This window comes from Spirosoma migulaei (assembly GCF_054776855.1).
This window is the reverse complement of the sequence record NZ_BAAHBG010000033.1, coordinates 32,843-46,941: the sequence shown is the minus strand read 5'-3', so window position 1 is coordinate 46,941 and position 14,099 is coordinate 32,843. Positions and strand designations below refer to the sequence as shown.

At 47.5% G+C, this 14,099-nt stretch carries 13 protein-coding genes; 6 read left to right on the top strand and 7 right to left on the bottom strand.

Going from position 1 to position 14,099, the window contains the following annotated elements:
• Positions 1 to 128: 128 nt before the first annotated feature.
• Positions 129 to 467: a PadR family transcriptional regulator gene (locus tag ACYVGO_RS30005; protein WP_142774785.1), complete on the bottom strand. Its 339-nt coding sequence runs from the start codon at positions 465 to 467 to the stop codon at positions 129 to 131.
• Positions 468 to 795: 328 nt separating this feature from the next.
• Here ACYVGO_RS30005 and ACYVGO_RS30000 point away from each other — a divergent pair, with 328 nt between their 5' ends.
• The 3 genes from ACYVGO_RS30000 (at position 796) to ACYVGO_RS29990 (ending at position 4,994) form a co-directional block, all read left to right on the top strand.
• Complete coding sequence (locus ACYVGO_RS30000) at positions 796 to 1,770, top strand: YihY/virulence factor BrkB family protein (RefSeq protein ID WP_142774786.1); 975 nt, start codon at positions 796 to 798, stop codon at positions 1,768 to 1,770.
• Between the two features lie 197 nt (positions 1,771 to 1,967).
• Complete coding sequence (locus tag ACYVGO_RS29995) at positions 1,968 to 3,665, top strand: sodium:solute symporter family transporter (protein WP_142774787.1); 1,698 nt, start codon at positions 1,968 to 1,970, stop codon at positions 3,663 to 3,665.
• Positions 3,666 to 3,767: 102 nt separating this feature from the next.
• A complete protein-coding gene (locus tag ACYVGO_RS29990; protein WP_460972468.1) occupies positions 3,768 to 4,994 on the top strand; it encodes an MFS transporter in 1,227 nt (408 codons plus the stop codon).
• Positions 4,995 to 5,121: 127 nt separating this feature from the next.
• On the opposite strand, the gene ACYVGO_RS29985 is transcribed toward ACYVGO_RS29990, so the two are convergent.
• The 6 genes from ACYVGO_RS29985 to ACYVGO_RS29960 form a co-directional block, all read right to left on the bottom strand.
• A complete protein-coding gene (locus ACYVGO_RS29985) occupies positions 5,122 to 5,634 on the bottom strand; it encodes a GNAT family N-acetyltransferase (RefSeq protein ID WP_460972466.1) in 513 nt (170 codons plus the stop codon).
• 151 nt (positions 5,635 to 5,785) lie between these two features.
• Positions 5,786 to 6,139, bottom strand: coding sequence for a hypothetical protein (locus ACYVGO_RS29980; protein WP_142774790.1), 354 nt, complete (start codon positions 6,137 to 6,139; stop codon positions 5,786 to 5,788).
• Between the two features lie 38 nt (positions 6,140 to 6,177).
• Complete coding sequence (locus ACYVGO_RS29975; RefSeq protein ID WP_460972464.1) at positions 6,178 to 7,692, bottom strand: amidase; 1,515 nt, start codon at positions 7,690 to 7,692, stop codon at positions 6,178 to 6,180.
• Between the two features lie 176 nt (positions 7,693 to 7,868).
• Complete coding sequence (locus tag ACYVGO_RS29970; protein ID WP_460972463.1) at positions 7,869 to 8,441, bottom strand: hypothetical protein; 573 nt, start codon at positions 8,439 to 8,441, stop codon at positions 7,869 to 7,871.
• Between the two features lie 158 nt (positions 8,442 to 8,599).
• Positions 8,600 to 9,691 carry a glycoside hydrolase family 130 protein gene (locus ACYVGO_RS29965; RefSeq protein WP_460972462.1) on the bottom strand — a complete coding sequence of 364 codons (1,092 nt, stop codon included), beginning with the start codon at positions 9,689 to 9,691 and terminating at the stop codon, positions 8,600 to 8,602.
• Between the two features lie 155 nt (positions 9,692 to 9,846).
• A complete protein-coding gene (locus ACYVGO_RS29960; protein ID WP_460972461.1) occupies positions 9,847 to 11,415 on the bottom strand; it encodes a M61 family metallopeptidase in 1,569 nt (522 codons plus the stop codon).
• Between the two features lie 206 nt (positions 11,416 to 11,621).
• On the opposite strand from ACYVGO_RS29960, the gene rpmH reads away from it, so the two are divergent.
• The 3 genes from rpmH (at position 11,622) to ACYVGO_RS29945 (ending at position 14,045) form a co-directional block, all read left to right on the top strand.
• Positions 11,622 to 11,789: a 50S ribosomal protein L34 gene (rpmH, locus tag ACYVGO_RS29955; protein ID WP_046576258.1), complete on the top strand. Its 168-nt coding sequence runs from the start codon at positions 11,622 to 11,624 to the stop codon at positions 11,787 to 11,789.
• A gap of 96 nt (positions 11,790 to 11,885) precedes the next feature.
• Entirely contained in the window at positions 11,886 to 12,311 is a 426-nt protein-coding gene (locus ACYVGO_RS29950) for a ribonuclease P protein component (RefSeq protein ID WP_460972460.1), read from the top strand.
• A 75-nt stretch (positions 12,312 to 12,386) separates the two neighbouring features.
• Positions 12,387 to 14,045 carry a S41 family peptidase gene (locus tag ACYVGO_RS29945; protein ID WP_142774796.1) on the top strand — a complete coding sequence of 553 codons (1,659 nt, stop codon included), beginning with the start codon at positions 12,387 to 12,389 and terminating at the stop codon, positions 14,043 to 14,045.
• Positions 14,046 to 14,099: the final 54 nt, after the last annotated feature.

Here is a 14,099-nt window from a genome sequence, read left to right as displayed (position 1 = left end):
GGATAATGAAAAATTGATAATTGATACGGAAGAACCAACATCATAGTTGACCAAAGACCCAAAAACTTACTCATCATTGTACCGCACGGGCAGCCCGATTATTCATTATTCATTATTCATTCCTTCCCTTACCCCCCAATCAATTGAAACTTGCCCGGTGGAATAGCTTTCCAAAGGCGACTTCGCACCTCCTGGATATCATTTAACGCCCGTACGCCCAGGGGTGTCAGCGTAAAAAATCGTTTGCGTCTCCCACCCCGTTCGGCCGTTGCGCCACCCATTGTTGAGGCCAGATAGCCCTTCTCTTCCAGTCGGTAGAGCGTGGCATGAACAGCACTCATGGTTATTGAGCGTCCGGTCTGCTGCTGAACATCCTCCCAGACGTTGACCCCATAGGCATCTGTCAGGCAGGCGGCCACAACCAGTAACACAATTTCTTCAAACTCCCCCAAGAAGGCTCTTCGCATGGCAGTAAACGACGGAAGTATTAGTTGTAATTTTGCAGGACAAATAGCCTGCCAAACGAAAAAAGGGCTTTTAGAAGCGGAATAAAGGCTTTTAGGAGGAATTCACTGTCCGAAAACGTACAGCTTCTGTCCGCTACTGAACACAAACCGCCTGGGCAATTTCGCCCCTATCCTGATATAAGGCCTGGTTTGATAACAACAGCCGTCTATTTGGGTTATTCAGGTAACTGAATCCGCTTGTTCAACTTTAGGATAGCCTTTTACATCCATGATGCATCTTCTGAAGCGGCTCTACCCGAAGCTGTTCGCTGACTCAATACCAATGCCTATGGCAACTAAGAAAACTAACACCGATAAAGGCTTCTTTTCAAACGCCTGGATTGTCTTACGCGATTCATTCAACGGCTTTCTCGATGATCGCTGTTTGAAATTGAGTGCTGCTCTGGCCTATTACACTATTTTTTCGCTGGCTCCGCTGCTCGTACTGGTCATCTCCCTGACTAGTATCTTTTTTGGCGAAGAAGCCATTCGTGGCGAAATATTCGGCCAGATCAATGGTCTGGTAGGCAATGAAGCCGCCAAGCAGATTCAGGACATGATAAAAAGCGTGGGCCTGTCGGGGAAAACCAGTACTGCCCTGGCTATTGGCATTGTTACGCTGGTGCTCGGTGCAACCAGTATCTTCGTCGAAATTCAGGATTCGGTTAATCTGATCTGGCGGGTTAAACCCAAGCCGAAGAAAGGCTGGCTAAAACTGATTAAAGACCGATTGTTGTCTTCTTCGTTAGTAGTTAGTCTGGGCTTCCTCCTGCTGGTATCGTTAATTGTTAACGGAATGGTGCTAGCGTTAAGCAATCAACTCACGCGTTTTTTACCCGGATTTGGCGTTTATGTAATTAGTGCGATCAATTTTCTGATCAGCACCTCGGTCATTACAATTTTGTTTGGTGTTATTTTCAAAGTACTGCCCGATGCCAAAATAGGCTGGAAAGATGTGCGTTGGGGAGCCATCTTTACGGCGCTGCTGTTCATGCTCGGGCGCTACCTGATTGGTTTGTACATCGAAACCACCAGCACCAGTTCGACCTATGGTGCAGCTGGCTCTCTGATCGTTATTCTGACGTGGATCTATTACACAGCTGCTATTCTCTATTTCGGAGCGGAATTCACGCAAGCCTATGCCAACCATTTCGGTATCCGAATTGAACCCGCCGACTACGCGGTGTACGTAGAACAAACTGAACGCGAGCGCGAAGTTTCCAAAATACCAATCCAGCAAAAAGTGGAGCAGGCTAAGAAATAACTGATTAAACACAGAGACACCGAGAACAAAGAGATAATGTATTTGTCTGTGTTCTCGGTGTCTCTGTGTTTAATCAGCTGTATATATAGTACTGAATTAGCTAATCTTTAAATGATTTTAGCCGACAGTAAGCCTATTTGGAGAAATAATTGCTTTTTTACAGGCTGATTTCACAACCTATATTTCGTACTGCCACAATGAACCAACTTACCTTAACCGATTACGTTATTTTCTTTCTCTATTTTATCGGTGTTTCTTCGTACGGCTACTGGATTTACCGTCGAAATCAAAAAACCAAACAAGACACTAAAGATTTCTTTCTGGCCGAGGGGTCACTAACCTGGTGGGCCATCGGAGCGTCCCTGATTGCCTCTAATATCTCCGCTGAGCAGTTCATTGGTATGTCGGGCGATGGCTATCGCTTCGGGGTCGCTATTGCGGTGTATGAATGGCTGGCGGCAATCTCACTAATCATTGTAGCAGTGTGGTTCATTCCCATTTATCTCAAGAACCACATCTATACGATGCCGCAGTTTCTGAGCACGCGCTACAACGAAACGGTAAGCCTGATCATGGCCGTTTTCTGGCTGTTCCTGTACGTATTTGTCAACCTGACTTCCATTTTATTCCTTGGTGCGCTGGCTATCAGCAGCCTGGTAGGGGGCGACAGTTTTCATACCATCATTATCTGCCTGAGTCTGTTCGCGATTTTCATCACCCTGGGTGGCATGAATGTCATTGGATATACGGATGTTATTCAGGTTATGGTGCTTATCATTGGTGGTCTGGTTACTACCTATCTGGCCCTGCAACAGGTTAGCCTGACATTAGGACTGGACGGGGGTATTATTTCGGGACTGGGTGCCATGATCAAAGATGCCGACGACCATTTCCACATGATTTTCGAAAAACCGGATCCTGGTGCGTCCCAGCCTGACATCAAGCGCTACCTAACGTTGCCGGGTATTGCTATGTATCTCGGTGGCATGTGGGTTGTTAATCTCAATTACTGGGGTTGTAATCAGTACATTACCCAGCGTGCCCTGGGGGCCGACCTTAAAACGGCCCGTACCGGTATTCTCTTCGCAGCCCTGCTCAAGATTTTTATGCCAATCATTGTGATGCTGCCCGGCATTGCCGCTTATGTGATTCACAAGAATGGCGGGCTACAGGGCGAAATGCTCCGCAACGGGGTTGTATCGGGCGATAATGCTTACTCGGCAGTACTTACGTTCTTGCCAACCGGTCTGAAAGGCTTGTCGGTAGCCGCTCTGACAGCCGCTATTGTGGCCTCGCTGGCGGGTAAAGCCAACTCGATTTCGACCATTTTTACCCTCGATATTTACCAGAAGTACATTAACAAAAACGCGAGTGAAGCCCGTTCACTCTGGATCGGGCGAATCACTATTCTGGTGGCGGTAGCATTATCTATTGCGCTGGCCTGGGAGGATGCGCTTGGTATTGGTGGTGAAGGTGGCTTTACGTTCATTCAAAAATATACCGGCTACATCAGCCCCGGTATTTTCGCGGTGTTTTTGCTGGGTTTCTTTTGGAAACGCACCACTGGTGTCGCGGCTATCGTTGGCATTTTGGGAGGCTTTGGTTTTGCGGTTCTATTTAACAACTTCGCTCCTAGGCTGTTCGGCCCCGAAACGATCATGTATTCCTCATTCCTGAACAGCGAGGGTGTGTACGAGATTCCGTTCTTGGTTGCCATGGGCTGGGCGTTCTTTTTGACCGTTGGCCTGATGATACTCATCAGTCTGGCCGGGCCAAAAATAAACCCCAAAGGACTGGCTATCGACTCGTCCATGTTCAAACTGGCACCAACCAACCTGGCAATGGCTGTTATTATTGTGATGCTGGTTTCAATGCTTTACATCCGATTCTGGTAAGCGAATAAAACTCGGTTAAAGAAGACGTAAACCAAAGATGGTCGCTCAGGTGGACCACTCCTTTCGTTTACGTCTTCTTCTTTTCTTTTACCCTGTAAACGTATGGCCTCCTCTTCTAACTCCCTACGCCCGTTGTTTACCCTTCCAGTCATTGTAGCTGCATTGGGGTATTTTGTGGACGTATATGATCTTCTATTATTCAATATTGTCCGGGTCCCTAGTTTGAAAGACCTTGGCCTGTCTGAAGCTGACATCTCCCTGGTTGGTGGTAAGATTATCAATTATCAACAGGCCGGTTTGCTGGTTGGCGGCATCCTATGGGGTATTCTGGGCGACAAACGAGGGCGCTTGTCTGTTCTGTTTGGCAGCATCATTACCTATTCATTGGCAAATATTCTCTGTGGTTTTGTCCATGATCCGCAGCTTTACGCCTGGCTACGCTTCATTGCGGGATTGGGCCTGGCGGGTGAGTTAGGCGCAGGCATTACCCTCGTGAGCGAGATTCTACCCCCTCGTCTGCGCGGTTATGGGTCGTCGTTAGTAGCTGGCGTGGGCTTGTTTGGCGCAGTAGTCGCCTATTTCACCGTTACCCTGTTCGACTGGCGGACAACCTACTTCATTGGTGGTGGGCTGGGCTTGGGGTTGCTTCTCCTACGGGTCAGTATCCTCGAATCAGGTATGTTCAAACGAGTACAACAGACGGGCGTATCGCGGGGAAATTTTCTGGCATTGTTTCGCAACAAAACGTCTATCCTTCGGTATCTGCGCTGCATGGGCATCGCCGTTCCCACCTATCTGGTTATCGGCATCCTGGCCACTTTCGGCAATGAATTTGGCAAGGCCTTAGGTATCGAGGAAGCCATTCAACCAGGGCGCTGCGTGATGTATACGTATATCGGTACCGCTCTTGGCGATTTGTTCAGTGGGATTCTGAGCCAATGGCTCCAATCGCGCCGAAAGGCGATTGGCTTAATGATGGGACTTACCTTCGTCTTCGTGCTTGTTTACCTGTTTGGTGGCATTAGTTCAACGAGCGCGTTTTATGCCGTTTGTCTCGCTATGGGCTTTAGCATCGGCTACATCGCCATGTTCCTGACCATCACGGCGGAGAGCTTCGGCACCAATCTCCGGGCTACAGCCACCACGTCTGTAGCCAACAACGTTCGGGCAACTACATTGCTTACGATTCCGGCTTTTCAAGCTATGAAACCTTCGTTGGGTGTGATCCACTCAGCGGCCATTGTCGCCATCGTATGTTTTGCGCTTGGCCTCTGGTCATTGCTCACGATGGAGGAAACGTACGGAAAAGAGCTGGATTACAGCGAATAATGCTGCCAGGTTCGCCTTAGCATAATCTTAGCTACCCGTATGCTTAAGTAAAACTCGTCTCTATCTAAACGGCTACGTTAAGAATCTTTAACAGGGTGGAGAGCGCCCGTATCTTAGTTTCCATATTTTAAACGACATAAGCATATAAAGCCTGATCGATGACCTGGCCATCCTTAATCGCACTTCGACGCATGATACCTTCCCGTTGATAGCCTGCTTTTTCGAGCACTTTCATTGAAGCCGTATTACGAAGGAACGGAACGGCATACAGGCGAGTTAGTACAAATTCATCCAGGGCGTATTGAGTAAAGGCCTTTAAAGCGGCTGTCAGAATGCCACGTCCCCAGTACGTTTCGCCTAACCAGTATCCTACTTCAGCCGAACAACGCTCTATGTCTTCATGAAGAATCAAACCGATACCCCCTACTGCTTTGTCCTCTACAGTGATAGCAAAGTTCGTTTCAGGAGAAGCACCCACCACTAGCTCAATCCATTGATGCGCATCGGCTTGTGTATAGGGATGTGGAAAGCGATCTCGCAGGTTCAGCCAAATCTCTTTGTTGTTGGCATAATGAAGCAGGTTCTGTTCATCCCCCCGTTTCCAGGAACGGATGGTGCATAGGCCACAGTCAATATGCATAGCTATAGCAGTTCGTTTTAACCTGGACATCACTATTTCCCATACGTATCTGGCCTCTCGAAGTCCTATCTTTACTTATGCAACTGAGCTGGTAACAATGTAACTCTCCACATCGTTATCATACTGTATAAGTGCCATTATATAAACAAAATTAAAAATACGCTACCTTCAACCGACGCTGAATCCGTTTCGGCAAAGCAATTCCAGCCTGGTAATCCTGGAGCAACGCTTCCTCCCGATTACGCCGAAACCAAGTTTGCCTGATCAGGCCAAAACCCGTTGGTATGGCACCTACCACCCAGATTGGTGGGGCAAAAAGTCCACCCAACACATAACACCCGCCTACCATTGTATATATTTTCCCCGATGATCGTTTATCGGCAAAGAGGTGTTGCACAGCTACCAAAGTATCCTGTCTGGAATACGTTTTAGCAGGTAAATCCGGCAGCGCGTATAGGCTTGAAAAAGCTGAACAGCAGAGTACGATGAAAATAGACCTTTTCATAAGAAACTGTTTTTTGTTCAAACGTTGTACTAAGGCGATTACAAAGTCGGCCGTTTATCAAACCACGGCTTGGCCTGTTCCAACTGCCCCGCAAGCCGAAACAGAGTTGCTTCATCGCCGAGTTTAGCCGCAAACATAACGCCAATAGGCAACCCATCTGCCGACCAGTGCAGCGGTACCGACATGGACGGTTGACCAGTCATATTGGTAATGACCGTAAACGAAATGTAGCCCAGTGACCGTTCGGCCAATGCCTCTACCGTTTTGCTGCCATTCAGGTATTTCAAACCGCCGAAGGAGTCAACTAATTTTAAAAGACGCTCTTCCGAGGCCTTGTTTTGAAATGTACCCATCGCAATAGGCGGCCGGGGTAAGGTTGGCGTCAGAAACAGATCATAGGTTTCGTGCAGTTGCCCCATACTGCGGTTGAGCGTATTCCACCGGCGTTTCTGATAAGCAGCATCAGCAGCTGAGAAGCCTTCAGCCAGTCGTGCCTGCGCCCAGGTATTTAACTCTACATCCGTCCGTTTAACGGGCCTCCCCAGGTATTCACTCAACTGACGAAGGACAGCCGCCGTTTCGCCGAGTACGTTCACAAAAAAGGCTTCGGTAACAATCGTTTTTTCATAGGGAAGGGGAATTTCCTCAACCGTATGCCCTAATCCTTCGAGTAATCGGGCCGTTTCCTGAACGGCTTTAACACATTCCGGATCAGTCGTTTGTGAGGGCATTAGCGCCTGTGTGGCGAATGCAATTCGCAATTTACCCGGCTCTCGACCAACTTCCTGTAGAAATGGTCGCTCGGGTGGCGAAATACCATATGGATCACCCGCCAGCGGGCCAGCTATGGCATCCAGCAGAGCCGCACTATCACGCACGCTTCGTGTAACAGCATGGCCCGCTACGGCCCCATTCCATAACTCACCAAAGTTGGGGCCGAGCGTAACACGCGCCCGTGAGGGTTTTAGCCCAAACAATCCGCAACATGAAGCCGGAATCCGAATGGAACCTCCGCCATCGGTTGCGGTTGCAGCCGGAACAATTCCAGCAGCTACAGCAGCAGCTGACCCACCACTCGACCCACCCGGCGAGTGGGTCAACTTCCAGGGGTTATGGGCAGGTCCGTACAGTTTCGATTCAGTGTAGGGTGTCAGGCCAAATTCCGGCGTGTTGGTTTTTCCGAAGAAAACCAGGCCAGCGGCTTTGAGCCGTTTGATCACTTCGCTATCCGCCGTTGATACATAGTTCTGATAGCCCCGGCTGCCCGATTTCATTGGTGTTCCCGCCCACTCTAACTCCAGATCTTTCAATAAGAATGGCACACCCCGCAATGGTCCAGCCTCCGGTAAGTGATTGGCCATGTCGCGCCCTTTGTCATATAGGGGCGTTACAATAACATTGAGCTTAGGATTAACGGCTTCAGCTCGCGCAATGGCCGTTTCGAGAAGTTCGCTGGGGGTTACTTCACCCGTGCGAACCAGTTCAGCTAATGCTGTTGCATCCTGTTTGACGTATTCGTCGAAAGACAGGGTTTGAGAGCGGGACGTTTGCATAGAACTTGAGTGGAAATGGCTGAATATGCCCGTTCATTAACATGTACATCATTACGGTTAACAAAGACATTTATAGCGCACCTATACCGCCCAGCTTTCAGTCATAATCCCATACTGAAAAATTGACAGGCCATTAGCTCTGGTATTGTAGGAGATAATAAGGATATGCTGGCATATTACGAACCTGCTGTAGCGATAGAAACAGGCCTGGACAAAGACAAGACAGAATAGGCTCCAATTGCCATATAATCCTTGTTGCTCAGTTCAGGTGCAAACTCTTCCAATTCGGCAGAGGGTATCATAAAACTAGTGGTACCCTCCTGGTTTATTAACTCAAAGGCTAATCTGGTAAATAGAGTATAAGCAAATAGTCCTACAATCGGATCAATATCACTAAAGGAAAGCTTCGTATGCTGTACAATTATTGTCATAATTGCACTCTTTTTACCAGGGAGTAAGGTACTCAACAGGTAGTGCCCTTCCGTTACCAGTTCAACGAAATCAGTAGTAATCGTCAAGTCAAAATCGGGGATAGAGGCTGTCAAACGCGCATGTTTCTCTAAAATTCGCAACACTAATCCTTTACCAATATCAGTTTGTAATTGTCGATGCAGGCAAACGAGTAGTAAACTAATTGCTAATCGGTGAACTTGTTTTATACTCGTTTCAGGTTGATTAACCCGTTGGGTTACGTTTTCAAGATACGATTCGTCATCAAGCAATTGCCTAAAAAAAGAAGTGTTCTTCATAAACGATTTAGGTTTAGCTATGGAATAGGGTACCAGCACAACTATGAACGCTTAGACGAGAAATTTGACCATTCGTTTCTCATTAGTGACATAGAACTGTACATCTATTCTCATAACTTCCACCAAATCGGTTAGACTAACGCTACCGCGGATCCACTTTATTGTTTGGCTACGGCCACGCCAATTTTCGAGTCGGCCGTACCGTAGTACAAAAACCACCGCCCTCGAAACGGGACCATTCCCTCCAGAAAACATACCTGATTCACTTGCCCCTCCATCTCATAAGGCTGGTCGGGTTTAATAAAGTGGCTTTCCGACCGATCAATGAGTTTGGTCGGATCATTCGCATCGAAAAGTAGTTGACCGCCTGCATAGGCTCCTTCAGCCAGATTGACATCGCCATTCTTTGCATCATTCATCCCATTGTAAATCAGCAAAATACCATTTGGCGTCAGCATGGCAAATGGACCTGGTTCAATCAGTCGATAGTCATGCTTTCCTTTGCGCGACTCAGCAACAACCAGTGGTTTGCCGCCCTCTGTGTCAAGTGGTTTCCAGTGCAGCAGGTCATCGGAAGTGGCCAGGCGGAGTTGCGGTTTATCTCCCCAATACATCCAGTAGTGGCCGTTTATTTTCTGTGCCACTAATCGACTGCCAACCCGTTTGCAAACAATAGCCCCCGACTTTGACCAGTTGTTACGGTATTTCCCGTTGTCGACATCATCGAAAGCCAGGCCTTGTTTATGCCAGTTAATCAGATTCCGCGATGTGGCTACGCAGAGACGGGCTTTGTCGCCGTCGTAGGCAGTATAGGTCATTACATACACGCCATTGGCGCTTTCAACTACGCGCGGATCTTCGCAGCCTCCCTCCCACTCATAGATTTTCATGGGATCGTTAGCGGGATAAAAAACGGGCTTTGGCATTCGTTTGAAATGAATTCCATCGCTACTGACCGCCAACCCCAGCCGCGACATACCACCCACCCGTCGAACCGTATCTTCAGCGCGATAAATCATATAAACCTTTCCATTACGCACTACGGCTGATGGATTATATACATCTTTTTCCTCCCAGCGAACCGTTTCATGGCGTACCGGGCAACTGAACGTTGTATTATTTTTAGCCGCCAAAATCGGGTTGTACGCATTCTCTTTTTGAAACGGCCCAAGCATCCAGGGCTTTTCAGGTTTCGACTGGGCCAGTAGGCAACTGGGTATTAATAAAAAGAATAAAAAGGAACGTTTCATTAACTAGTCAATAAGGGTTTGTTACCAGGATAGTGTCAGGCTCTTGCCTGGCACCGATTATTCTGCGGCCTCTGGCCGATAAATTGTTACTGAATTTAAGTTACCGACCAGAGGCCGGAAAATAGTTGACACCAGGCAAGAGCCTGGCGCCATCGTTATTTCGCGACTACGTTTTTGCCTAACTTTTGTTCCGGCACCAGTTCGGCGTGTCCTTCGTGCATAGGTTGAGTCAAACTACCCCCAAACCAGCGCGCCCGTTGCCTGGCACCTGCAACATCGTCTAATTCCAGTAGCCGAATACCACCGGGATGATCGGTAGTCGGCTCTTCGTAAACGACCTGTAAACCAACCCAATCCAGATACTCATTGAGTTTGGTTTCGAGAGGTTGATTACCAAAAACACATAGCTCATAATACCACTCCAGCGATTCGCCCACTACGGTTTCGGTGACTGTCCGATAGTCATCCAGTGTATAGCCCATGAAGGGTTTTCCAAACTGTTGCCACATGATGCGCATTACGTCGTCCAGGGAATGGGCATGATTGGTAAGTCGGCGGATATGTAGATCCAGAATCAGTGCGGCAATGGCTCCTTTATGATAGACCGACACTTTGCGGTCGGGCACGCCTTTATCGTAACCATCGAGCCACAAATCCCAGGAGGATTCGGTAAGCGACTGAAACGCTCGTCCGTTATTCTCAAAATGTCGTTTAAACAGTACCTGAAGCTCCTTCAGGTAAGCTTCATCGGAGAAAACGCCAGCTTGTCGAAGCATCAAATCACCATAGTAGGTTGTTACACCTTCTGCCACGAAGCAGGTTGAGAAGTAGTTTTCCTTCGTAAAGTCATATGGCAGCAGTTCAACAGGCCGAATGCGGATAATATTCCAGGCATGGAATAACTCATGCGACGATACGCCCAGTAAATCCTGGTATAGCCCTTCCCCTTCATCATTGGGACCAAGTACCAGCACCGTTGAATTACGATGTTCGACGCCGTGATAGTAGGGTACGGGTAAAATCAGCGTCAGAAAATGATACGTCTCTTCCGGAAATTCGCCGTAGAGATCGAGTTGTTTCTGTGAAAACCGGGTGAAATCCCGCACAATTCGTTCGACATCAAAAGTAGGATCACCATCCGTCCGGCGACCACCCTGAATCCAGACATGAAAAGGCGTTCCCCCAACTCCGTACTGAATGTGCTGAATAACGGGCGCGGCTATAAGCGGACAATCGACCAGTTCATAAAAATTAGCTGCATGAAGCATTTTAGGACCTGATTGAGTAAGACCACAGGCAATTGTCCAGGTATCAGGAATATCAAGTTCCAGCGTACATGGATCCGTAATCCGTCCTTCGGCATACAGGCACAGGTTAACAGGATTCACATACAGTAGCGTATCACTCACAAAACTACTACCCGCATTCAGTTGATTAGGCGTAGTTAACAGCGCGTAATAATTGTACTGGACGGTTAGTTCGGTGGCACCGTTTGTCTGTACCAGCCAGCGATCTTTCGTGATTTTACGAAACGGGAGCGGATTTCCCTGACCATCGACAATAGAAAATCGCTGAATATTTTTGGCAAACTGCTGCAATTCATAGCGTCCTGGTCGCCAGGCTGGCAATTGTAGCTCTACCTCCGGTGCACTAATATCGGTTAGCCGAGCGTCAATGGCGATGTAATGAGGAGTAGTTTGATCAGAAGAAAGCCGATAATGCATTGGTGTTGGTTGAGTAGGTTAAGTATGTGAAGTTGTTTGGCAAGTTCAGAGCGTAAAGCGTATTCTGTGCAACTTACTACACTTATTTCACTTACTACACTTCATTGACTGATTACAAATCTAAAACAAGGCTTGGTAAACTAAGTCTGTTCGCGTATCTTTGCGGACTCATTTGGAAAAACAAGAGTTTTAGGACAAGATAGATCATGAAAAGAACGTACCAACCATCAAATCGTAAGCGGAAAAACAAACACGGCTTCCGTGAGCGGATGGCTAGTGCCAATGGCCGTCAGGTTTTGGCCCGCCGTCGTGCCAAAGGCCGTCACAAACTGACCGTCTCTGACGAGAAAAAAGGCGAACGCTTTAAAATTTAATAGTCTGACCCGGGCCGCCGGAGCGGTTTGATGTCCGACGTTTGATGTTTTAGATCATAGAAAGCATCAAACTACGAACTACAAACGTTAAACTGTATGCCGCAAACCTTCAGTAAATCGGAACGGCTTTGCAGCAAAAAAATTCTCGGAGAATTATTTAAAAAGGGTAGTGCGACCGGGTCACGTCAGACCGTAGGGACGTTCTACCTTTTTCCATTTCGGGTGCTCTATCTCCCCCAACCCGAATTTACTCCCGAAAGCAACGTTTTGTTGCCAGCTATTGTCATTACGGTACCGAAACGAACCTTTAAGCGCGCCGTTGACCGTAACCTCATTCGTAGACGGGTACGGGAAGCTTATCGACTCAATAAGTATCTATTTAATCAGGAAAAGCCTTTACCCGGTCAATCAAGACCGGAATATATTGCCTTTCTTTATACCGCAAAACAGATAATTTCGTTTGAAGAGATAGAAAAAGGTATGAAATTAGCTATAGCAAAATGTATAATGAAGAATGTATAATGAAGAATATGTCTCGTCAACTCTTCAGCATTCATTATACATTTTTCAGTATACATTCTTCATTCAAAAGCTACTATGCGCTTCCCTAAACGCCTTACTCTTTTAGCCTCGTCAGTGCTTGTAGCCGGTGGCATTGGTTTTTTCTCGTTTAAAAACGATGATCGTTTTTTCGAAATCGCCCGCAACCTCGACATCTACGCCACGTTGTTCAAAGAATTGAATCTGTATTATGTAGATGAGATTAATCCAAACCGGATGGTGAAAACCAGTATCGACGCCATGCTGAAGGCGCTCGATCCTTACACCAACTTTTTTGCGGAGGATGAAATCGAGGACTACATGACCATGACCACCGGTCGTTACAACGGCATTGGTGCACTTATTGGACAGCGCCAGGGAAAGAGTATTGTACTGATGGTATATGAAGGAACGCCTGCCGAAAAATCAGGCCTTCAAATTGGTGATGAGGTCATAAAAATTGATGGCATTGATATAAAAACGCGCAAAGAGTCTGATCCGGGCAAGTTGCTGAAAGGGCAGAATAACACCGCTGTAAAGCTAACTGTACAGCGATACGGGGAGAAAAACCCCGTTGAGCTCAGTGTCATTCGCGACGTAGTAAAAATGACCAATGTGCCTTATTACGGCATGATTTCGGAAGATGTTGGCTACATAGACCTCAAGGATTTTACAGCAACGGCTTCACGGGAGGTGCGTACAGCCTTTCAGGAATTGAAGGGCAAGGGCATGAAGAAACTTATTCTTGATGTTCGTGAAAACCCCGGTGGACTCCTCAACATGGCCATCGACATCTGTAATACGTTTATTCCAAAGGATTCAGAGGTTGTTACAACGAAGGGGAAAGTGACCGAGTGGAACAAAACCTACACGGCGCTGAATCCACCACTTGACCTCGAAATGCCAATTATTGTGCTGACGAACAACCACAGCGCATCGGCCGCCGAAATTGTATCGGGGGTAATTCAGGATTACGACCGGGGTGTTTTGATCGGTCAGCGTACGTACGGCAAGGGCTTAGTGCAAACCACCCGCGAGTTATCGTTTAATACCAAGCTTAAAATCACCACAGCTAAGTACTACATTCCAAGTGGACGTTGTATTCAGGCCATCGACTACAGTCACCGCAACCCAGATGGTAGTGTTGGCAAAATTCCCGACTCTCTGAAAACAGCATTTAAAACTAAAGCCGGTCGGGTGGTGTATGATGGGGGTGGTGTTCTGCCTGATGTAGTCATTGAAGCCCAAACACCAACGCCTATTGCCCTTAGCCTGACGAATAAAGGGCTGATTTTCGATTATGCCGTGAAATACCGTCACGAACACCCGAGTATTAAACCCGCCCGTGAATTCCGTCTGACAGACGCTGAGTACAGTGATTTTGCCAAGTGGGTAGGAGACAAAGAATACGACTACACTACACAGGTTGAAAAAGACCTCGGCACTCTCGAAGCCTCAGCTAAGAAAGAAAAATACTTCGATCAGATTCAGGATCAACTCAAATCGCTTAAGACCAAGATGTCGCACAGCAAAGACGCCGACCTGAATACGTTTAAAACGGAGATCCGGACGTTGCTTGAGCAGGAAATTGCGGGCCATTATTACCTGCAAAAAGGCCTCAAAGAAGCCTCATTTGCTACGGATCCTGAAATGAAAGCCGCTTTGGACCTCTTCAAGGACATGGGTCGGTACTCAACTATTTTAAAAGGAAAATAATAAAGGGAGGAAGGAGGAAAGGGAGGAGGGGGAAGAAAGGGTTGCTGACGCAAG